General features: G+C 70.8%; 19 protein-coding genes. 6 read left to right on the forward strand and 13 right to left on the reverse strand.

What is annotated here, in order from left to right:
- Nucleotides 1–24: 24 nt before the first annotated feature.
- The 7 genes from ABD798_RS19180 to ABD798_RS19210 form a co-directional block, all read right to left on the reverse strand.
- Nucleotides 25–1,416 carry an FAD-dependent oxidoreductase gene (locus ABD798_RS19180; protein ID WP_344876686.1) on the reverse strand — a complete coding sequence of 464 codons (1,392 nt, stop codon included), beginning with the start codon at nucleotides 1,414–1,416 and terminating at the stop codon, nucleotides 25–27.
- A 44-nt stretch (nucleotides 1,417–1,460) separates the two neighbouring features.
- The gene (locus ABD798_RS19185; protein WP_344876687.1) at nucleotides 1,461–2,015 is read right to left on the reverse strand and encodes a hypothetical protein; all 555 of its coding nucleotides are present in this window, start codon (nucleotides 2,013–2,015) and stop codon (nucleotides 1,461–1,463) included.
- A complete protein-coding gene (locus tag ABD798_RS19190) occupies nucleotides 2,012–3,136 on the reverse strand; it encodes a hypothetical protein (RefSeq protein ID WP_344876689.1) in 1,125 nt (374 codons plus the stop codon). Before ABD798_RS19190 ends, ABD798_RS19185 begins: the two co-directional genes overlap by 4 nt.
- Nucleotides 3,137–3,150: 14 nt before the next feature.
- Nucleotides 3,151–3,555, reverse strand: coding sequence for a FixH family protein (locus ABD798_RS19195; RefSeq protein WP_344876691.1), 405 nt, complete (start codon nucleotides 3,553–3,555; stop codon nucleotides 3,151–3,153).
- A 68-nt stretch (nucleotides 3,556–3,623) separates the two neighbouring features.
- Nucleotides 3,624–5,015: a hypothetical protein gene (locus tag ABD798_RS19200; RefSeq protein WP_344876693.1), complete on the reverse strand. Its 1,392-nt coding sequence runs from the start codon at nucleotides 5,013–5,015 to the stop codon at nucleotides 3,624–3,626.
- A 36-nt stretch (nucleotides 5,016–5,051) separates the two neighbouring features.
- Nucleotides 5,052–5,741, reverse strand: coding sequence for a response regulator (locus ABD798_RS19205; RefSeq protein WP_344876695.1), 690 nt, complete (start codon nucleotides 5,739–5,741; stop codon nucleotides 5,052–5,054).
- On the reverse strand, nucleotides 5,738–6,865 hold the full coding sequence (locus ABD798_RS19210) for a sensor histidine kinase (RefSeq protein ID WP_344876697.1): 1,128 nt from the start codon (nucleotides 6,863–6,865) through the stop codon (nucleotides 5,738–5,740). Before ABD798_RS19210 ends, ABD798_RS19205 begins: the two co-directional genes overlap by 4 nt.
- A 106-nt stretch (nucleotides 6,866–6,971) precedes the next feature.
- Here ABD798_RS19210 and ABD798_RS19215 point away from each other — a divergent pair, with 106 nt between their 5' ends.
- From ABD798_RS19215 to ABD798_RS19225, 3 genes are all read left to right on the forward strand, one after another.
- Entirely contained in the window at nucleotides 6,972–7,982 is a 1,011-nt protein-coding gene (locus ABD798_RS19215) for a serpin family protein (RefSeq protein WP_344876699.1), read from the forward strand.
- 242 nt (nucleotides 7,983–8,224) lie between these two features.
- Nucleotides 8,225–8,593, forward strand: a complete 369-nt coding sequence (locus ABD798_RS19220; RefSeq protein ID WP_344876701.1) for a DUF2695 domain-containing protein — start codon at nucleotides 8,225–8,227, stop codon at nucleotides 8,591–8,593.
- A gap of 259 nt (nucleotides 8,594–8,852) precedes the next feature.
- Complete coding sequence (locus ABD798_RS19225) at nucleotides 8,853–9,083, forward strand: hypothetical protein (RefSeq protein ID WP_344876703.1); 231 nt, start codon at nucleotides 8,853–8,855, stop codon at nucleotides 9,081–9,083.
- Between the two features lie 7 nt (nucleotides 9,084–9,090).
- Here the strand turns inward: ABD798_RS19225 and ABD798_RS19230 are convergent, their stop codons facing one another.
- The gene (locus ABD798_RS19230; RefSeq protein ID WP_344876705.1) at nucleotides 9,091–9,330 is read right to left on the reverse strand and encodes a hypothetical protein; all 240 of its coding nucleotides are present in this window, start codon (nucleotides 9,328–9,330) and stop codon (nucleotides 9,091–9,093) included.
- Between the two features lie 189 nt (nucleotides 9,331–9,519).
- Between ABD798_RS19230 and ABD798_RS19235 the strand changes: the two genes are divergently transcribed.
- The gene (locus tag ABD798_RS19235) at nucleotides 9,520–12,636 is read left to right on the forward strand and encodes an ATP-binding protein (protein ID WP_344876707.1); all 3,117 of its coding nucleotides are present in this window, start codon (nucleotides 9,520–9,522) and stop codon (nucleotides 12,634–12,636) included.
- Nucleotides 12,637–12,796: 160 nt separating this feature from the next.
- On the opposite strand, the gene ABD798_RS19240 is transcribed toward ABD798_RS19235, so the two are convergent.
- Genes ABD798_RS19240 through ABD798_RS19255 form a run of 4 tightly spaced genes read right to left on the reverse strand, consistent with a single transcriptional unit; the run spans nucleotide 12,797 to nucleotide 17,290 of the window.
- Nucleotides 12,797–13,993, reverse strand: coding sequence for a cytochrome P450 (locus ABD798_RS19240; RefSeq protein WP_344876709.1), 1,197 nt, complete (start codon nucleotides 13,991–13,993; stop codon nucleotides 12,797–12,799).
- A 26-nt stretch (nucleotides 13,994–14,019) separates the two neighbouring features.
- On the reverse strand, nucleotides 14,020–14,760 hold the full coding sequence (locus ABD798_RS19245; protein ID WP_344876776.1) for an ABC transporter permease: 741 nt from the start codon (nucleotides 14,758–14,760) through the stop codon (nucleotides 14,020–14,022).
- Between the two features lie 22 nt (nucleotides 14,761–14,782).
- Nucleotides 14,783–15,721 carry an ATP-binding cassette domain-containing protein gene (locus ABD798_RS19250; RefSeq protein ID WP_344876711.1) on the reverse strand — a complete coding sequence of 313 codons (939 nt, stop codon included), beginning with the start codon at nucleotides 15,719–15,721 and terminating at the stop codon, nucleotides 14,783–14,785.
- A gap of 48 nt (nucleotides 15,722–15,769) precedes the next feature.
- A complete protein-coding gene (locus ABD798_RS19255; RefSeq protein WP_344876713.1) occupies nucleotides 15,770–17,290 on the reverse strand; it encodes a tannase/feruloyl esterase family alpha/beta hydrolase in 1,521 nt (506 codons plus the stop codon).
- A gap of 499 nt (nucleotides 17,291–17,789) precedes the next feature.
- Here ABD798_RS19255 and ABD798_RS19260 point away from each other — a divergent pair, with 499 nt between their 5' ends.
- Complete coding sequence (locus ABD798_RS19260) at nucleotides 17,790–18,116, forward strand: hypothetical protein (RefSeq protein WP_344876714.1); 327 nt, start codon at nucleotides 17,790–17,792, stop codon at nucleotides 18,114–18,116.
- 55 nt (nucleotides 18,117–18,171) lie between these two features.
- On the forward strand, nucleotides 18,172–19,032 hold the full coding sequence (locus ABD798_RS19265; RefSeq protein ID WP_344876716.1) for an aminoglycoside phosphotransferase family protein: 861 nt from the start codon (nucleotides 18,172–18,174) through the stop codon (nucleotides 19,030–19,032).
- An 8-nt stretch (nucleotides 19,033–19,040) separates the two neighbouring features.
- Here ABD798_RS19265 and ABD798_RS19270 read toward each other — a convergent pair whose 3' ends face one another.
- Complete coding sequence (locus tag ABD798_RS19270) at nucleotides 19,041–20,264, reverse strand: sialidase family protein (protein ID WP_344876718.1); 1,224 nt, start codon at nucleotides 20,262–20,264, stop codon at nucleotides 19,041–19,043.
- Nucleotides 20,265–20,305: the final 41 nt, after the last annotated feature.

The raw sequence follows: 20,305 nt of genomic DNA on the forward strand, positions 1-20,305 counted from the left end.
CTGTGCCCTGCCGCCGGTACCGGCTCAGCGCGAGAGCTTCGCCTTCACCGCGCGCAGCAGCGTGCTCGGCCGGGCCAACGACATCGGGTGCGCCAGCATCATGGTCACCGCGCTCAGCCGGGCGTTGAGCTCCTGGTCCTTCATGGACGCGGCGAACACCAGGTCACCGAGCCAGCTGGTGACCCGGTAGCCCTTCGGGTACGGGCCGTCCACGTGCGGCAGCTCCAGGTCGGCCTGGGTGGAGATCTGCCACGCCGCGTCGACCACCACCTTGACCCGCTCGAAGTAGCCGTGCGCGGGCTCGGCGGGCGAGGCGCCGGAGCGCAGGTGCGCCGACAGGCACGAGGCGTGCAGCATCGCCGAGGTCATGCCCTGGCCGTAGACGGGGTTGAAGGAGGCCACCGCGTCACCGGCCGCGACGAGGCCCCCGGGCAGCCGGGAGAGCTTGTGGAACTCCCGCCGCCTGCTGTCGGCCTGGTGGTAGGTGATCACCTCGCCCAGCCGCTCCGCGCGCTCGGCGATGTCGCCGAAGACCGACGGGAAGTCGCGGCGGCAGCGCGCCTTGAAGTCGTCGAAGTCCCTGGTCGGCCGGTCGTCCCCGTACCCGGCGATGAGCATGATCCAGCGGTCGTCCTCCACCGCGTTGATGCCGCCCATCCGCGCCACGCGGCCCTTGCCCGCCGTGGTCTGCGCGACGACCACCATGCTGTCGCTGATGTCGGTGTCACGGCGGAACAGCGCGGTGGCGTAGTTGAGCTTGATCGGCATGCGCTTCAGCTCCGGGGCGGGCCAGCCCGCGTCCTCCAGCCAGTCGCTGAGCTTGCTGGAGCGCCCCATCCCGTCCACGACCATGTCCGCGGCCTCGGTCACCGGCTCGTCGGCGCCGGTCGGGGTGTAGCGCACGCCGGTGACCTTGGTCGAGGAGAGGTCGATGCCCTTGACCTGGCCGGTGACCAGCGAGATGTTCTCGACGGCGAGCGTCCGGCGCCGCACCAGGGTCTCCAGGAACGGTCGCGTGCTGACCAGCGCGCCGATGCCCGCCACCGGCGGTGCGGGCGGCCGGAGCACGTCGTTGAGGTAGATCCGCGCGCTCTCGGGTGTCGGGAGCGTCCCGCCCGCCTCGATCGCCTCGGCGGTGAAGCCCGGGAACCAGCGGTCCAGCTGCAGGTTTCCCGCCGGGAGCAGCCCGTGCACCTGCGTGCCCTGCGGAACGCCCGGACGCGGCTCGTTGTCCGCCTCGCTGGCGTCCCGCTCGATGATCAGCACCTCCTCGGCGTGGTCGCTGAGCACCCGCGCCGCGAGCAGCCCGGCCATGCTGGCGCCGAGCACCACGGCCCTGCGCATCAGCACGCGCGTGCTGCCGGGCCGCTCGGCGGTGCTGATCTCGGCGAACAGGCGGGACGGAGAGGACGCCACCACACACTCCCTCGGTCGGGTGATAGATCGCGCCCCATCCTGCCCTAAATCGCTACGGGTTCGTAGCGTTCGTTCGGTGTACGCCGCCAGGCGACTGCCAGGAAGCCGATGAGCCCGAGCAACGGCAGCGCGCTCACCGCCCAGCTCAGCGCGAGCGGCGGGCCTGGCTGGTCGAGCACCTGGATGCCGCTCAGCGTCCCCTCGCCGCGCCCGGCCGGGCCGTCGACGCTGAAGACCAACGACCACTCGCCCGGCCGGTTCAGCGAGTGGATGTCCAGGCCCCACACGTCGCGCTTGCGCGGGTGCCGGGCCAGCGGGGCGTTGCGCCCGCGCCTGGGGTTCTCGGCCTGCTCGGAGCCCTGGTGGACCTGGCGCAGGGTGCCGCTCTTGCCCGCGATGCCGTCATCGGGCACGAACGTGAAGTCCAGCGACTGCAACGCGCGCACGGGCCACGTGCTGAAGCCCACCGTGAGCCCGTACGGCCCGACCTGCACGCGCTCGGTGTGGACGATGTTGACCGGCTCGTAGGCCGTCGCGGTCGGCGCGCTCACGAACAGCGCGCCGAGCGCCACCACCAACGCCGACAGACGCTTGATCATCGAACTCCCTCCTCGGCGGGGGCTGCGTTCGTGGGGATCAGGGCGCGCAGCATCACGCCGAAGCGCCAGCCGAGGAATCCGGCGAGCAGGCCGAAGAGCGCGGCGACGACGCAGGTCAGGGCCAGGGCGCCGAGGTCGACGATCGGAAACCCCCTGGTGATCAGGCGCTGCACCGGGGCGAGCGCGGTGATCACGACCGCGCCCACCGCCCCGAGTGTCGGAGCGAGCACGCGCGCCGACCAGCGACCGCGCCTGGCCAGCTCCACCACCAGCGCGACGCCGAGCAGGCTCATCGGGATCAGGTTCGGCATCGCCGGAACGCCCTCGACGTAGTCCCGCACCGGCAGGCCCACCGAGTCCGCGTAGGTGGTCGTCGCCCACGGCGTGAACACCCACAGCACCGCCTGGACGCCCGCGACCGTGACCGCGGTCAGCAGCGCCGCGCCGGGCCTGCGGAAGAACGAGGTCGCCGTCAGCAACAGCATCACCGTGGTGAACGCGATGCTGATGTCCACCGCGTTGACCCCGAGGTTGGCGCTGCTGAACGCCAGCGAGGTGATGGTGCAGAACGCCACGAGCATGGCCACCGCGAGGAACACGCCCGCGCGGCCCCAGCGCTCGCGCTCCGCCACCACCGCGAAGGTCATCAGCGAGCCGATGATCGTGGCGGACACCGAGAGCAGCAGCCCGATGTGCGGTGGCGAGTCGATCGTGGCGTCGAAGCCGTAGACCCCGTGCCACCACTGGTCCCACAGGCCGTACACGAGGAACACCGCCGCTGAGGTGCCGGTGACCAGGTAGGCCACGGGGGCGGCGAAGGTCTTGCCGAACACGCCGACCGCCCGTCCGCCGACCGCCGCGTCGACCTCGCGGCCCGCGCGCTCGGCCACCGTCGTGCGCAGCACCACCGTCAGCGCCGTGAGCCCGGTCAGCGCGCTGCCCGCGTAGATGAACAGGTGCGGCAACGTGAAGAACGTGTCCGGCCCGACGTCGACGTGCCACTGCACGTCCCAGCTGAGGCCCACCAACGACGACAGCGCGCCCAACAACACCAGCAGCGCGGGCACGAGCCCCCTCGCCCCCGTGGTCCCGGCGCGCTCCGCCGGTGCGATCACAGCCATGGTTCTCCTTCTCCTCAGCTCACCAGCAACGGGAAGACGACGCGCTCGGTGCCGGTGCCGTCGCGCAGCACGACGGTCACCTCCCACTGCCCGGTCATCTCCAGCAGCACGTTCTCGGCGCGGAAGCGCCCCGGTCCCACCGTCGTTGTCGCGGCGGGCCGCATCGCGTGACCCATGTGCATCGCGGGCTCAAGCCGCACACTGTCCACAGTGGACGCTCCGGTGGCCTCCACGTCCATCGCCGTCGTGCCCACGCGCGCCCGCTCCACCACCAGGCGCACGGAATGCCTGGCAGAGCTCGACGTCAGCTCCACCCGGCCGCCGTCCCCACCGCCGAACAGCAGCACCGCACCCGCCACGAGGACCACCACCGCGAGCACCGCCGCTACCCACCGCGCCCACACCGGGGACGTACCCAATGTGGCATTTGTTTCGTCTGACGTAACCAATGCCACATTGGGTACGTTCGCGCTCGGAGTGGGGGCGGTCATGGGGCGTCCTCTTTCGGTGACACGAGGATCTCCACCGGCTTGGTCGTGAGGGCGTACTCGCGCTCCGCCTGAATCCACGCGCGGTAGCGACCGGGCAACGGGAAGGTGTGCGTGAACGACACCTCCGGCCCATATGCCGCAACGGTTTCGTCAGGGAGGCCGCCCGCGCCGCCCCGGGTCAGCGGTGCCATGTGGTGGACGTGCGACCACGTCGCCGCACCGGCCGCCGCGCGCCCGACCTCCGGCTCATCGGACAGCGGGCCGACCACGATCAGGTGGCCCACCATGCCGAGCCACGGTTGCAGGTCCCGCTTCTCGCTGAACCGCGCGGTGATCGTCTCCGGAAAGCCGTCCTCGGCGCGAACGGTCTCAACGGTCGGCACGGCGGCACGCGGAGTGCCAGGCAGCGTGAAACCCCTGGCAGAGCGCAATAACTGCACGCCACCGCCGCGCCGTGCGATCTCCACGGACACCGCGTGGTAGCCCGGCTCCGGCTCGGCGAGGTGCACCCGGTACTCGCCGGGAGCGACACGGACCGGGTGCAGGTGCCGCAGCGCTCCGGACGGCGGCACGACGAGCAGGTGTGCCAACGCGCTGTCGTGGATGAGCAGATCGTCCACCGGTCGCCCGCTCGCGCCATCGGTGAAGCGCAGCGCCAGCTCGACGCCACCGGGCACAGTCCCCTGTGACACCAACACGTTCACCGGAGGCCGTGATGTGTCCACAAGGGACTGCGCGCGGACCGAGTACGGATCGAGGACGTTGTCCACCGTCGCGTCGATGTCCGCGCCCGGCACCGGTGGAGCGGGCGTGGCCGCCGACAGCAACGCGCCGGTCACCGCGACGGCCAACGCCGCGACCACCCCGCCGCCCGGCACCAGTGCGAGCCACGGCCGCCGAGCTTTCACCGACACCGCAAGGGAAACGAGCAACAGCACACCCGCGGCCACGAAGCCGCCGTAGGTCACGCGCTCCGCCGGGGAGAGCACGGTCACGGGCACGACGAAGGGGATGCGCGCGACCTCGTCGAGCACGAGCTCCTGCGGTCCGGGCACGCTGACCGAGAGCGTCGCGTCGTGCGAGCCGGGGCGATCGCGCAGCTCCACGGTCGTGGCGCTCTCCGCGCGGACGCCACCCGCCGAGCCCGCGCCGGTCGGCACGAGTCGCAGAGCGAGCCGCCCCGGAGGACTTCCCGCGTGGGTGATCACGTTGATGCGCAACGGTCCTGGCACGGCGTCGACGCGGCGCAGCACCACGGTCAGCTCGCGGGAGCCCAGGGTCTGCGCCACGTGGACGTCGGCCCCGGCCGTCGCCCCGTCGGCGAACGCGTGCGGCGCCCCGCAGAGCATCAGCAGGAACGCGACCAGCGCTGTGGCTGTTGTTCTCATCGACGCCGAAGGTAAGCCCTGGCACCGACGAGATCGTCACGGTCGCGGGTGAGTGGCCGTCCCTCTCGTGGGGGATATCGGAACGAGTCCGTGCAGGTAGGAGTACACGGCAGCATGCACCCGATCGCGTAGTCCGAGTTTCGACAAAACCCGGGAGACGTGGGTTTTCACCGTTTCCTCGCCGACGCGCAGCCGCTCGGCGATCTCGGCGTTGCTGTGCGCGGCCGCGATCAGCAGCAGCACCTCGAACTCCCGGCTGGTCAGCCGGCGCACCTCGGGCGGCTTCGACGGCGGCTCGATGCTCGTGGCGAACCGCGAGATCAGCCGCTTGGTCACGGACGGGTCGATGAGCGCGTCGCCGCGCACCGCCACCCGCATCGCCGAGATCATCTCCTCGGGTGGCAGGCTCTTCAGCAGGAAGCCGCTCGCACCCGCGCGCAACGCGCGATAGACGTACTCGTCGCTGTCGTAGGTGGTCAGGACGAGGACTTTAGTGGCGTTGCCGGGCGTATTGAGGATCGCTTCGGCCGCCGCAAGCCCGTCGAGCCGAGGCATGCGCACATCAAGCACAGCGAGATCCGGTCGCAGTCGCGCGGTCTCCGCGACAGCCGCACGTCCGTCCTCAGCCTCACCAACGCACTCCAGGTCCTCCTGTGTGTCCAGCACCGCGCGCAACCCGGAGCGGAACAACGCGTGGTCGTCGGCCAACAGCACACTGAGACTCACGCGGCCTCCTTCGTTGGCAGGCTCACCCGAAGCACCCAGTTCGCGCCGTCTGGCCCGAACCGCGCCTGTCCGCCGAAGAGCGCCACGCGGTCCCTGATGCCGGTGAGCCCGGAACCGGGTTCTGTGCCGTTGTTGTTGAACCGCAAGGGGTTCGCCACGGTCAGGACGACCTCCTCGTCGCGGTGCTCCAGTACGACGTCGGCCACCCCGTCGCCGTGCCGCAGCGCGTTCGTCAGTGCTTCCTGGAAGATGCGGTAGAGCGCGACGTCGACAGAGCCCGGCAGCTCCAACGGCGCTCCGCTCGTGGTCATGGTGACCGGCAGCCCCGCCGCGCGCACTCCGGCGAGCAACTCGTCCGCGTTGCTCATCCCGGGCTGACGGTGCTGGTGGTCGTCTTTACCGTGCAACAGGTCCAGCAGCCTTCGCAGGTCCGTCATGGCGGAGCGGCTCGCTGTCTCCACCGCGCTCAGCGAGCGTTGCGCGGCCGTGTTGCCCGTTGAGCCGATGCCGAGGCGCGCGGCGCCCGCGTGCACACCGATGGCGCTGACGTGGTGGGAGATCATGTCGTGCAGATCGCGCGCGATGGAGCTGCGTTCCTCCGCGAGCGCGCGCTGCACCGCCTGCTCCTGGCGGTCCGCACGGCGCTCCAACTCAGCTATGTAGGCGCTGCGCGTGGTGGTGTGGCGGCCGACGATCCACGGCAGCACTGCGCTGCTGGTGATGGTGAGGATGAGCGGAAGTGGTCCTGTGCCGGGGAACTTGCTGTCGGCGAAGTCGGCGATCGCGAGCGCGCCGATCGAAAGCAGTCCCGGCCACGCGGGCAGCCACGCGCCGACCCTATAAGCGGCCATCATGCCGCCCGTGGTGCAAATGTGGTGCGAGCCGGGATCGAGCGCCAGCGGGATGACGATCTGTACGGCCGCCACGGCGACAGCGACCAGCCCTGAGCGCTTTGCGGAGCTGGCGAGTCCCGCGTTCACCAGAAGGATCAGCGCGATCGCGACGACGTCCACCCAGCCGAACGCGGGTTTGCGCAGATTCGTCACGTAGAGCACCGAGTCGACGCACATGCACAGCGCCGCGACGAGCCGGGACTGCCTGGTCAACGTTCCGGGTGTGTTCACCGCTGCCTTCCGCTCATCGTGCCCGGCGCAGCGTAATCGGCCGCGTGGGCCGTGACGTCCCCCGCGCAGGGGAGCCGCTTGGCCGCACTCGAACTAGCATCCGGGCATGCTTCCCTTCACGCTCGCGCTGCACCACGTCCTCGATCCGCGCGCGAACATCGCGTGGGCGCCTTACTGCGTCGCCAAGGCGCTGCGCGAGGTCGCGGAGGGTGCGCGCGGAACCACGCGCGAGGAAATGCTGGATGTGCTGGACGACTTCGCAGAGCGGGACGCGGAGGAGCTGGCCCCCGTGCCGGACTACGTCGAGCCGCCCGAGCTGGCCGTGTCCACGACGCACTGGGCCGATCCGAGCGTCGCGAAGCGGCCGGAGACCCGATCCGCGCCGTTCCTCGCCGCGCCGGAGGAGGCCAGGAGCCTGATCAACGCCGATGTCGCGGCCACCACTCGCGGGCTGGTCCCGTCCCTGATCGATCGGCTGCCACCTGGCTCGGTCTCGGCGCTCGTGGTCGCCGTGTACCTGCGGAGCGCCTGGTTGACTGCGTTCAGCGAGCTGCTGACTCACTCGGCCGTGTTCCACACGCCCGAAGGTGAACGGCATGTGCCCACGATGCGCGTGGTCACCGAGGACGCGAAGTACACCACCACCGGTGGCTGGCACGTCGTGAACCTTCCGGCGGCGGGTGGCTTGACCGGGGTGGTCCTGCTGCCGCGCGGCGACCTGGCTGACCAGGAGAGCGAACTGACGCCTGAGTCCTTCGCCGCGTTGCTCGCCCCGGCCCCGAACGCGCACGTCGATCTGCGGTTGCCCCGGTTCCGCCTGTCCACCGGTGTGGAACTGCGCGAGGCGCTGGGGCGTCTCGGCGTCGTGGAGGCGTTCGCGTCGGGCGCGGAGCTGGCGGACGGGGTGCCGCTGGGCAGCGTCCAGCACAAGGCCGTGCTCTCCATCGACGAGAACGGTGTCGAAGGCGCCGCCGCCACCGCGGCCATCTCGTGGATGTCCGCCCCGGCCGCTCCGCCGGTGGAGGTCCGGATCGACCGGCCGTTCCTGTTCGTGCTCCGCCACGACAGCAGCGGCGCCGTGCACTTCCTCGCGAGGGTCACCGACCCCGAGGGCTGAGCTCTCCCGCGTTATGCCCACATAACGCCATTGTGAGGGTGCTATTTTCGCGTTGTGCTGACTTATTGTTGGTGTGCAAGGGGAATTTGACAGCGCGGGATTGTGGTGAATAATGGTTTCGGGATGGCGGCGTGATCGATGGGCGCCGATCATGTTGCCTGCCACTGTTTTCTGTGCGTGAACGCCTTTGTCCATTGTGGACTCTCGGCGGTCTCCGGCCCTGCGGCGAAGGGAGGATGTCTGTGGACCGGGTGAACGGCCTCGACCTTGACGACGTTCGGGAACTCGCGGCTCTCGAAGAGGACGACAGCGTCGAGGGCGTGGAGTGGGACGAGTGGCAGGAGGACGAGGACCGCTGGGCGGACGCGGCGGTCCTGCCCCTGGACCGACCACGACTGGAATCGCTGCTCGGCCACGTGGAAACGGCCGTCGAGGCCGAGGGCTGCGACCACGGACTGCGGGCCACCGACGCGTGGGCGGTGCGCAACGGGGTCTCGCTCGATGATCTCCACCGTGGGCTGCGCGGGTACGGCGGCCACTGCGATTGCGAGGTGATGTTCAACGTCGACCCCGACACCGTGTTCCCGAGAGCGCGTGCGTCGCCGGACTGAGCTCGGTCAGCTGTGGATTCCGGTCACGGTGTCGTCGGGCGTCGAGGTGTCCAAGACCGGCAAGCCCCTCTGTTGATCATCGTTGACCGCCTCTCGCCTGGCGGCGTTGTCGGGTGCGTTGTCGGTGACGACGGCTGAGGTGTGGGTTGGGTGGTCTTGAAGACCTGCGAACCTGACGACTTGCAGGACAGGCCCTCGGCGGTGCCGGAACCGGTTCGCGCGGCCAGTGCTCGATCGCTAAGGCTGTGCACTCCAGCAGGTGGAGCACCTGGCGGGCCGCGTCGTCGACGGCGTGCAGGTGCTGCCTGATGGGCGGGTGGCGGTGACGACCTGGGACAGGCCGGGTCTGTGGCAGCTCAACGCGGACGGCACGTACCGGGAGCTTGTGCCAGGCCTCGTGCTGCCCGGCGCGGCGGACTTCGTCCTGGACCGGACGCGGTCAAGGCTGCCGCTGGAGAACCAGCTCCGCGCGGTCGACCTGCCCAGCTAGCGGGAGGTCAGGCCGCGCGGTGGACCCGTGCGAAGCGGCTGGGCAGCACGCGGTGCTTGCGCACGACCGTGGCCGTGGCGGTCGCCGTCGTCGTGGTCGCGCCCCGGTGCAGCGTGTGCCTGGCCTGCTTCGGGGCGACGCGGCCGTCGGGCTGGGCCTTGTCGTTCATGTGGTCGGACACGGCCATCAGCACGAGCACGGCCAACCCGGCGGCGACGCCGACCCAGGTGGTGATGATGGTGATCATGGCTGCCTCACTTTCGTCGTGATGTCACCACAATGGCTGGTCAGCGGGGTGCTGCGGCTCGGCCCAACGGCCGGACGGCGCAGCCGGAAGGCTGAGTCACGCAGGGTGCCCGGGTCCGCACCGCCGGTTGTGGCGCGGCGCTGACCGAAAGCGCGGTTCCGAGCGGCGGCGGGGCTCTAACCTGAGCCGGTGACCACCGAGTTGACCTTGTTGCCGCGCGTGGCCTACCGCGACCACGAGATCACCGGGCCACGGTTGCGGGGCCTGCTGGCTCTGCTCGCGGGGGACCTGCGCGCGGGGTGCGGCACGGGTCGGCTGATCGAGGGCCTGTGGCCGGACGCGCTGCCGGAGAACCCCGCGAAAGCCTTGCAGGTGCTGGTTTCCCGGGCTCGGTCGCAACTCGGAGCGGACCTGATCGTCAGCACCGCCACGGGCTACCGGCTGTCGCTGAGCGAAGAGCAGGTCGACGCCGCGGCGGTGGTGCTCAGCGTGGCGGAGAGCGCGCGGTGCGCCCGCGAAGGCGACCACGCGGCCGCCTTGGCGCGCGCCGAGGCGGGGCTGGCCCTGTGGGCGGGCGCCGACCTGGACGGGGCCGAGCCGGGCAGGGCGGAGCCGGACGATCCGGTGGCGGCGTTGCGCTCCGAGCGGGCCGGAACCCACCGCGCGCTGGAGCGGGCACGGGCGGTGGCACTGGCGCGGCTCGGCCGAAAGGACGAGGCGCTCGAAGCGCTGACCTCGCTCGCCGACGTGCTGCCGAGGGACGAGGAGCTGCTGGCGGAGCTCCTGCGCTGCGAACCCGTGCCCGCCGCGCTGGCGCGCTACGAGGCCCACCGCAGGGCGCTGCGCGACGAGCTGGGCGCGGACCCGGGGGCGGAGCTCCAGAAGATCCACCAGGAACTGCTGCGGGGCGAGGCGCCCGTGGTGCGGCACGGCATCGCGCACGAGCCCAACCCGCTGCTCGGCCGCGACGAGGACATCGACGCGGTGCTGAACCTCCTGCGGACCTCGCGGGTCACCTCCGTGATCGGCGCGGGCGGTTTGGGCAAGACCCGGCTCGCGCACGCGGTGAGCAGGCGAGCGGACCAGCGGGTCGTGTACTTCGTCGAACTCGCGGGCCTGCCCGCAGACGGTGACGTGACCCGCGCGGTCGCGGCGGCGCTCGGGTTGCGCGAGGTCCAGCGGGCCGACCTCGTCCCGGGGATCGCCCGCCTGGGCGGTGCCGCGTCGGCGTTGCTGGTGCTGGACAACTGCGAGCACGTGCTGGGGCGCGTCGCGGAGCTGGTGCGCGCGCTGGTGGCCCTCACGCCGGACCTGTGCGTGCTCACGACGAGCCGCGCGCCGCTCGGGCTGTCCTCGGAGTCGGTCTACCCGTTGCCGGAGCTGAGTCTGCCCACCACGGTCGAGCTCTTCCGGCAGCGCGCGCGTGCGGCCCGGCCGGACGTGGACCTGCCGGAGGACGCGGTCGAGTCGCTGTGCGGTCAGCTGGACGGGCTCCCGCTCGCGGTGGAGCTGGCCGCCGCACGGGTGCGCGTGATGTCGGTGGCGGAGGTCGCGGACCGCCTGAGCGACCGTTTCGCGTTGCTGCGCGGCGGATCGAGGGACGCGCCGCAGAGGCACCGGACGCTGCACGCGGTCGTCGACTGGAGCTGGACGCTGCTCGATCCGGCCGGCCAGACCGCGCTGAGGGCGCTGTCGGTGTTCCCCGGCGGGTTCAGCGCGGTCGCGGCCGAGCGGTTGCTGGGCGGGCACGAGACGCTCGACCTGCTGGAGCGACTGGTGGACCAGTCGTTGGTCAAGGTCGCGGACACGCCGAGCGGGATCCGCTTCCGGATGCTGGAGGCGGTCCGCGAGTTCAGTGCCGCGCAGCGCGAGGCCGCGGGCGAATCGGACCGTGTGCGCGAGGAGTTCCTCCGCTGGGCAAGGGAATTCGGCATTCGCAACCACGACCTGGTGTTCGGGCGGCCCACGGTGCGCGGCGCGGAGGTGGTCCGGGCGGAGGAGGACAACCTGGGGTTCGCGTTGCGCATGGGGCTGGACCGCCGTGACGGCGCGGTGGTCGCGGCGACCGCGGCGACGCTCGGCGGGCTGTGGCTGTTGGAGTCGAACTACGCGCGGATGGCGATGATCACCCGCGAGGTGGACGACGTGCTCGTGCGCTACGACCCCGGGCCGGAGCTGGCCGAGGTGACCAGGACGATCGCGGTGCTGAGCGCCATCACGACGTTCATGGTGCTCGGCCCGCACGCCGTCCGCTCGCTCGTCGTGCTGCGCCGCCTGCCACCACCGCCCCCGCACACGGTCAGCGGTGCGTTGACGATCGTGCTGGGCACGCGGGACGTCGACGAGCTGGAGGCGCTGTGTGACAGTCCCTGGCCGCTGGTCGCGGGCTTCGCCAGCGCGGTCGTGGGTTACCTGTGGGAGAACCGAGGCGACCTCGAACGCGCGCTCGCGGTGAGTGAACGAATGCTGGAGTGCTTGCACGACAAGGGAAGTCCGCTGTTGCTGAGCACCGCGCACGGGCGGCTGAGCGAGCTGTGCCTGTACCTCGGGCACTCCGACGCGGCACGCGAGCACTCCCGCGCGGCGGTGCGCGAGCTGGCCGAGTTCGGGGCGTTCAACCTGACGCAGATGCGCCTCGGCGTGGTGCTGGCCGACCTCCAGGCGGGCGACGTCGACGCGGCGGAGCGCGGGGTCGACGGGATCGTCCCGGACCGGCTGGCCGAAGCCGTCGGGCTGATCACCTTCGAGATGGCGACGCGGGCGGAGATCAAGCTGGCGCGCGGGGAGGTCGATGCGGGGCTGCGCCAGTGGCGGCTGGTCGCCGAACGCGTGCTCGTCGGCGACGACCCCGGCGTCGGCACCGCCGAGCTGGGCATCAACCCGTGGGTCGTGGAGGTGCACGGCGTGGCTGTCGTCGCCCACGCGCGGCACGGCCGGATCGAGCTGATCGCGGGCATCGTCGACGGCCTGCCGAGCGTCCTCGCCGCGCTGCTCACCAAGCGCCCGCTGAAATCCCCGTCGGTGCTGATGGACCACGTGCTCTACGGCACGCTGCTGGCCGCGCTGGGCATGGCGGACATAGCCAGGGGAGACGACGCGGGGGTGCGGTTGATCGCCCTGGCTGAGCGCTTCCGCTTCCAACGCGGTTTCCAGCCCACCATGTCCGCGTCGGCGATCCGCGAGGCGGCCGAGAACGCGAACGGCCCCGCCTACGCCGAGGCGGTGGCGGAGTACGCGGACCGAAGCCTGGTGGAGCTGCGCACGGACGCGCTCGCGGTCGTCCGCGCCCGCTGGCCACGCGCCTGAGCCGTTTCGCACTCCTAACGGGATCTCCGCTAGGAGTACGAAACGGCGAAATGTCGGCGGTGGTGTCACCGGGGTTGCGGGTTTGTCGTCGTTGGAGACCGCTGGGGCGGGGGTTTGCTGGTCTTGAAGACTGGCGAACTTCGGTGACCCGGGGGAGTGGCTAGGCGGTGACGCGGAGGGGGAGGGCGTTGACGCCGGTCATGTCCGGGGAGGCCATGAACGTCGGCGGTCGGCCGGGGATCGTCCGCATCGCGGGGAAGCGGTCCAGCAGCAGGTTCACCGCGATGCGGCCTTCGAGCCGGGCCAGCGGAGCACCGAGGCAGAAGTGCGCGCCCCGGCCGAAGGCGATGTGCGGGTTGGGATCGCGCGCGGGGTCGAACTCCTGCGGCCGGTCGAACTGCCGGGGGTCGCGGTTGGCGGCGCCGAGCATCGGCAGCACCAGCTGGCCCTCGGGGATCACCCGCCCGGCCAGCTCGACATCCTCGGCGGTGACCCGCGCGGTGGTGGCGAAGGGGCTGAGCATCCGCAGCGACTCCTCGATCGCGGTCGGCACCAGCGAGCGGTCCGCGCGCACCCGCTCGGCCTGATCGGGGAAGCTGTCCAGGCACAGAACCGTGTTGCCCAGCAACATGGTCGTGGTGATGTGCCCGGCCACCAGCAACAGTCCCGCGAAGTTGACCACCTCGGTGTCGCTGAGCCGCTGCCCGTCGACCTCGGCCTGGACGAGCCTGGTCAGCAGGTCCTGCCTCGGCGCGCGCCTGCGCTCGGCGGCGTGCCCGATGAGGTACTCGGTCATCGGCTTGAGCACGGTGGTCTGCTCGGCGAAGTCCTCCTTGAGCTTCTCCTGGTCGTCGTTGAGCGAGAACGCCTGCGGGTTCTCGAAGAGCACGTCGACCCACTGGCGGAACAGCTCGCGGTCGCTCGCGGGCACGCCGAGCAGTTCGGCGATGACGATCACCGGGAGCGGGTAGGCGAGCGCGGCGACAAGTTCGATCTCCTCCTGCCCGTCGACCGCGTCCAGCAGCTCACCGGTCAGCTCGGCGATCCTGGGCGCGAGGTCGGCGACGACCTTCGGCGTGAAGGCGTTGCTGACGAGCCTGCGGAGCTTGCGGTGGGCATCGCCGTCCATCTGGATCAGGTTGCCCTCGTTGAAGGACATGTCCACGGTGTCGGGGAAGGCGGAGCTGAGGTTGGACAGGAACCGGGTGGGGTCGCTGAGCGCGGCGAGCACCTCCGCGTGGCCGGTGATGATCCACATCCCGCGCTCGGCGTCGAACTCCACCGGGTGCTCGCGGGTCTGGCCGCGCAGCCAGAAGTGCGCATCGTGCAGGCCCCAGGTGTCGGCGGGCAGGGTCATGGCAGTGGTCCCTTTCTGGGAGTGGGTCAGCGGGCGACGGCGCGGGAGAACGCCCGGCGCGCCCAGAGGAATCCGGCGAGCGAGATCAGCGCGCACCAGCCGAGCGCGAGCGCAGCGGTGCCCCAGGAGGTCGGCGTGCCCATCAGCAGGCCGCGCAGCGTCTCGATGACCGGGGTGAACGGTTGGTGCTCGGCGAAGACGCGCAGCCCGCTCGGCATGCGCTCCGGCGGCACGAAACCGCTGCCGAGCATGGGCAGGAACATCAGCGGCATCGGCGCGTTGCTCGCGGCCTCCGGCCCCTTGGCCACCAGGCCGAACGCGGCGGCCAGCCAGGTCATCGCGAAGGTCATCGCCAGCAGCAGCCCGATGACGCCGAGCCACTCCATCGGTCCTGCCGACGGCCGGAAACCCAGCAGCAGAGCCACTCCGACGACGAACGCGATGCTCGTCATGGTTTGCAGGACGCCGCCGACCACGTGCCCGGTGAGCACCGAGGTCCGCGAGATCGCCATGGTGCGGAAGCGGTTCACGATGCCCTCGGTCATGTCCACCGAGACCGACACCGCCGTCGCGACGCTGCCGGAGGTCGCCGCCATCAGGATGATTCCCGGCGCGAGGTAGTCGACGTAGTTCCCGCTGCCGATGCCCGTGCCCAGCGCCGTGCCGAACACGCCGACGAAGAGCAGCAGCATCAGCACCGGCATCGCCACCGTGCTGATCGTCATCGAGGGATAGCGCCGCGCGTGCAAGAGGTTGCGGCGCAGCATGGTGACGCTGTCATGTATGGAGTCACGCACTGGGCACCTCCTGGCGGGAGTCGGTCAACGCGAAGAACACGTCGTTGAGGTCGGGGGTGTGCACGGACAGCTCCTCGACCTCGATGCCGGCGTCGTCGAGCCGGTCCAGCAGCGCGCGCAACGAACGCACGCGGCAGTCGCTGGGCACGCGCAGGCTCAGCCCGTCCTCGCCCCGCACCACGTCACCGAGAACCCGCGACGCGGCGATCAGCTCGTGCTCCTCGGTGAAGCGCAGCCGCACGTGCCCGCCGGGGACCAGCCGCTTCAGCTCGTCGGGCGTGCCCTCGGCGGCCAGCTTCCCGTTGTGCAGCACGGCGATCCGGTTGGCGAGCTGATCGGCCTCCTCCAGGTACTGGGTGGTGAGGAAGATCGTCACACCGGTGTCGACCAGCTCGCGGATGATCTGCCACATCGTCTGCCTGCTGCGCGGGTCCAGCCCGGTGGTCGGCTCGTCGAGGAAGATCACCCTCGGGCTGCCGACCAGGGTCATCGCCAGGTCCAGCCGTCGCCGCATCCCGCCGGAGTACGTGCCCGGCAGCTGTTTTCCCGCCTCCACGAGGTCGAAGCGCTCCAGCAGTTCGGCCGCGCGCCGCCGCCCGCTCACGCGGTCCAGGTGGTGCAGGTCGGCCATGAGCAGCAGGTTCTCCTCGCCGGTGAGGAGCCGGTCGATGGCGGCGAACTGCCCGGTCACGCCGATCTCGGTGCGAACTGCCTCGGGCGCTTGGCGGAGGTCGTGCCCCGCGACCCGCGCCGTGCCCCCGTCGGCGCAGATCAGCGTGGACAGGATCTGCACGGTGGTCGTCTTGCCCGCGCCGTTCGGCCCGAGCAGCGAGAAGATCGTTCCGGCCTGCACGGTCAGGTCGATGCCGTCGAGCACGACCTTGTCCCCGTAGGACTTGCGCAGTCCCTCCGCGGCTATTGCGATGGTCATGCCGCAGAGCGTGCGTGCCGAGAGCTTTACCGCGGTTTCAGACCGGTTTCACGCGGGTGCGCAGGTGAAACTGGCCGCCGAGTTCGGGTCGCCGTGGCCGTCGTAGACCGGCTTGCGAGGGTGCGGGCACAGGTCGCGGGTGGTCTTGGCGTCGGTCGTCGCGGCGGGCAGCGTCGCCGGGGCGCGACCGTGCTCCACCCAGTCGATCATCGCGCGCACCGGGTCTACCGGCGAGACGCCTACCCCGCTGCCGCAGTGGCCGGAGCCGGGCGCGAGGAAGAGCCGGAAGAAGTCGTCGGTGCCACCGGTGGCCCGCCGGACCCGGTCCCAGTAGTCGATCGTGGTGCCCGGGGCGATCTCCGCGTCCGCCAGGCCGTGCCAGGACAGCAGCTTGCCGCCGCCCGCGCGGAAGGCCGACAGGTCGGCGCGGTCGGTGGCCAGCAGGTGGTCGTACACGCCGGTGGAGGTGAGCACCAGCCGCTCGAAGCCGGTGTAGTCGATCTTCGAGGTGTCCATGCCGGGATCGCGGCCGACGAAGTACCTGATCCAGTTGTCGGCGATCGGCAGCGGGGCCGGACCGGCGAGCGCGGCGAAGCTGCCGCCCTTGACCAGGCCCTGCCCGAGCCTGCCGGAGTACCCGCGCGGCCCCTCCCAGATCCGCCGGACCACCTCGGCCGCCGCCGCGCTGACCGTTCCTCCGCACGGCAGCGGCGCACCGATCAGCCGCGCGGGGTCGAAGCGGCACGTGGCCGGGTCGCCGATGATCCGGTCCTCGACGCCGTCGAGCAGATCGCACTCGTCGACGGCCGCCCTGGTGAACGCGTCGAACTCGCAGGCGGAGGGCCGGGTGCGCTCCTGGTTCATCACCACCTGCGGCCAGAACTGCGCCAGCGAGAAGCGCGGCATGTCCATCGCGGGCACCCCGGCGACGATCCCGTCGTAGTCGCGCGGGTGCAGCTGCGCCTCGGCCAGCCCCTGACGCCCGCCCGTCGAACAGCCGTTCCAGTACGAGTACGAGGCGGCGCGGCCGTAGAAGCTCCTGGTCACGGCCTTGCCGACCAGGGTCATGTCGTGCACCGAGCGCGTGGCGAAGTTGGTCAGCAGCCCCCAGTTGACCCGGCCCGAGGCGTCCAACGCCCACCTCTGCGGGCTGGCGGGGTTGATCCCGATCCCGCCGTCGGTGGCCGCCGCCGCGAAGCCGTTCTTGACCGCGGGCGCCAGGCCCTCCGCGGAGAACCCGGTCGCGAAGCCGCCGCCGCCGGTGCCGAGGAACCGCCCGGTCCAGCCGCTCGACGGCAGCCACACCTCCACCCGCACGCGGTCACCCGCGTCGGCGTGGCTGAGTTCCACCGTCACCTCGCACCGCGCCGGAACCCCGGGGATCGGCGGGCGACCTGGAACCCCGGCTTCACCGGCGGGGCGCTCGACACCGGTCACCGAGAGCACGCGGGCGCCGGGGACGGCCGGAGCGGCGATCGCTGAGCAGGTGCTCTTCGCGGGCTGGAGCTGGAGCGTCGGCAGACCAGCGGCGAGCAGCAAGGTGACCAGGAGCTGGCTGACCGTCTTCATCGCTCTCCATTGAGCCGCTGAGTCGGGGAGAAGCCACACAAGGTATCCGAATCGATGCAGGGCGCCAACAAGGATCTTGAAACGGTGATGGACCAGGGCCCTGAACGGCACGGCGGGTGCCAGCGCGAGCGCGTCGGCGCTCGACCGGTCCTCAGTATCTCCTCGAAATTCACCTGAAGATCGCTCGCAATTATCGCTGTCCCCTGAAAGGGGCTCGTGCTGTGATCGAACGATCCTGTCAGCATGCTTATCAAAGCAATTCCTGAACGGGGAGGGAATGACAGCTCTTCGTCTTGCCGCCGTCGTCACCGCGGAGCGCGACTGCCGCGTGCCTGGGCTGGAGCAACCCGCCCGCACGACCTCGGCCTGACCTTCCAGGGGCGCGAGGAGCCGGTTGCCGTCACGAAGATCGGTGACTGCTCAGGGCGGACCTTGTAGTGCGGATTCGAAATCCGAGTGTTGAACAATTCAGAAAATCAATTTTTGGTATGGGGAGAAAATGACCGCTCTTCGTCTTGCCGTCGTCGCCGCGCTGTCCGTCGCGAGCCTGTCGCTGTCGGTGTCCGCAGGAGCCTCGGCTTCGGCGTCCACCGAGCAGGCGCGAGGCATTCCCTGCAACAAGATGATCAGGGCGCTCGACGCTCCGCAGTACGGTCTGCCCAAGCACCTGCACTGGAACAACTGCAGCGGCCGCAAGCAGCACACCGAGATCCGCGCGGTCTTCCGCACGACGACCTGGTGCGTCGGCCCCGGCCTGCACGACGTCTCCAACGCCTTCCAGGGGCGTCAGGAGCCGGTGGTCGTCGACTTGCTCGGAGGCTGCTGAAACACGCGCTGAAATCCTGGCGCGGGACCTCGCCCTCTGTGCGACGGTACGGCCCGTGACAGACGAGAAGAACGGGTCGGCGGTCTCCGGCGAGCTGCTGGAGATCGCCGACGCGCTCCTGCCGGGAGTGCCGCTGGACTCCGCGCGGATGGCCGGCGGCTCGATGCACGAGGTCGTCCTCGTGCCGGAGGTCGCCGCCATCCGGATCAGCAGGCGCGCGATGCACGCCGAAGCCCTGCCCCGCCGGACCGAGGTGCTGCGGCTGATCGCCGCCGCCGATCCGCCGTTCGCCGTTCCCGAGCCGCTGACGCCGGTGACCACCTTCGGCGAGCGCGCGGCCGTCGCGCTGTCGTGGATCGGCGGCAAGCCGTGGCAGGAGGGGTACGGCGACCCCGACAAGATCGGCCACCTGCTCCGCGCCGTCCGCGAATGCCCGGTCAGCCCCGAGCTGAAGGCGCTGCTGCACGTGCCGCCCACCTACCCGGACGGTCGCGGCTGGGCGCAGGTCCTCGCCGAGGAGGTCATCCCGCGCCTTCCTCGGGGCGAGCGCGCCGAGCGCTCGCGCCGCCTGGAGGAGGCGCTGGCCATGGAGCCGGTTCCGGACGCGCTCGTGCACGGCGACATCGGCATGGGGAACGTGCACTGGGGCGACAACGGCGACCTGGTCGGAGTGCTGGACTGGGACCTCGCGCTCGTCACCGATCCCGCGATCGACGCGGCGCTGATGGCGTGGCACGGCTGGGAGAACGTGCGCGGTGCGGTGGACGAGCGGACGTACCGCCGCGCGCGGGCGTGGGACGCGACGATCGGCGCGGGCTACCTCGTCTCGGCGCTGCACACGCGGAACCTGGACAAGGTCGACTCCTTCGTCGAGCACATCGTGGCGGACCTGCACCGGCTCCCCGCAACGGTGTGACTGAACAATCAGTGTCCACTTTGGACTTTCATGTGGCGGTAGGTCCTATCGGGGACCGAGCCGTCGGCGCCGCCGCTTCCCACGGCTGAACCCGTTGCGTAGTAGGGCTTGCAGACCGGTCCGTCGTAGTCTGTCGCGATCTCCAGCACCCGCTGCCCGTCGCGGGAGGGCACCAGTGTCGAGCTGTAGTTCGGGCAGTAGTTGTTCGGCGGGTCGGCCACCTGGACCGGAGCCGGGACGGTGAACCAGTTGCCGTGCCCGCCCTCGGTGTTGACCAGCAGCGCGCGCCCGCTCTCCGGCGAGGTGCTGCCGTCCGCGCGGCGCAGCTGCTGGCCGACGGCGATCAGCCGACCTCGCGCGGTCCCGTCGTCCGCCCAGGAGAAGGTCGGTGCGTGCGCGAGGTAGCCGCCGTCCCGCGTGCGCACGAGCGGCCCGATGTCCCCGACGCCGCCCCAGTTCCACCCGTCAGCCGAGGTCCTGAAGCGCGCGGCGCAGTCGAACTGGCCGGGGACGCCGCACACCTCGTAGAGCATGGCGTAGCTGCGATCGGGCATCCGCCGCACCACGGGCATCCCCGGGCGCTCGCCCTGCACAGCGAGGGCGATGGTGTCGACCGGCGCACTCCACGTCACGCCGTCGGTCGAGGAGACCCGCGCGAGCAACTGGCTGTGCCGGCCGCTCCTGGTCTCGTCTGCGTAGTGGCAGACCAGCCGCCCCGAGGCGTCCACGGACAGCTCGGGCTCCCACAGGCCGCCGGTGTTCGGGGCGACGCGGCAGGAGGAAAGGTGGGACCAGGTGCGCCCCTGGTCCGGGCTGCGCCACACGCGCAGCGACATCCGCCGGTCCGGCGCGTTCTGGCCGATCGAGGCCGCCCACAGCAGCGTTCCGGTCGGTAGATCACCCACTCGACCCGGTAACTCGAACAAACTCCCGCAACACAGGCCGCGACCCTCTGAAGCGGCCGGATCGGCAATGTTGCCGATCTGGGTGAAGCTTCCACCGTCATCGGTACTGCGGTAGATCGCCGCTATTCCTCGGTTGCCCTCGAAAGTCACGACGCTGGCCACGACCGCGCCGTCGGACAAGCGCAGGGCGCGCGGATACAGGCCCGTTCCCTCGCGCAGCGGCGTTCCGGTCGCCGCAACCGCCGGGAGGGTGAGGTTGGTCAGGGTGAGAAGGACGATGAGCGCCAGCGGAATGCTTCGTGAGAACACCGATCGTTGCAGTGACAACGAAACCTCCACGTCGAGGCGGCGTCATGGGTGCGCTCGTG

It is taken from the genome of Allokutzneria multivorans (genome assembly GCF_039537405.1).
Classification (GTDB): domain Bacteria; phylum Actinomycetota; class Actinomycetes; order Mycobacteriales; family Pseudonocardiaceae; genus Allokutzneria; species Allokutzneria multivorans.

Excerpts from the sequence above, each read along its gene's own strand:
- ABD798_RS19185 (WP_344876687.1), bottom strand. The coding sequence starts at position 2,015 with ATGATCAAGCGTCTGTCGGCGTTGGTGGTGGCGCTCGGCGCGCTGTTC.
- ABD798_RS19190 (WP_344876689.1), bottom strand. The coding sequence starts at position 3,136 with ATGGCTGTGATCGCACCGGCGGAGCGCGCCGGGACCACGGGGGCGAGG.
- ABD798_RS19200 (WP_344876693.1), bottom strand. The coding sequence starts at position 5,015 with ATGAGAACAACAGCCACAGCGCTGGTCGCGTTCCTGCTGATGCTCTGC.
- ABD798_RS19215 (WP_344876699.1), top strand. The coding sequence starts at position 6,972 with ATGCTTCCCTTCACGCTCGCGCTGCACCACGTCCTCGATCCGCGCGCG.
- ABD798_RS19230 (WP_344876705.1), bottom strand. The coding sequence starts at position 9,330 with ATGATCACCATCATCACCACCTGGGTCGGCGTCGCCGCCGGGTTGGCC.
- ABD798_RS19240 (WP_344876709.1), bottom strand. The coding sequence starts at position 13,993 with ATGACCCTGCCCGCCGACACCTGGGGCCTGCACGATGCGCACTTCTGG.
- ABD798_RS19245 (WP_344876776.1), bottom strand. The coding sequence starts at position 14,760 with ATGCTGCGCCGCAACCTCTTGCACGCGCGGCGCTATCCCTCGATGACG.
- ABD798_RS19250 (WP_344876711.1), bottom strand. The coding sequence starts at position 15,721 with ATGACCATCGCAATAGCCGCGGAGGGACTGCGCAAGTCCTACGGGGAC.
- ABD798_RS19255 (WP_344876713.1), bottom strand. The coding sequence starts at position 17,290 with ATGAAGACGGTCAGCCAGCTCCTGGTCACCTTGCTGCTCGCCGCTGGT.
- ABD798_RS19260 (WP_344876714.1), top strand. The coding sequence starts at position 17,790 with ATGACCGCTCTTCGTCTTGCCGTCGTCGCCGCGCTGTCCGTCGCGAGC.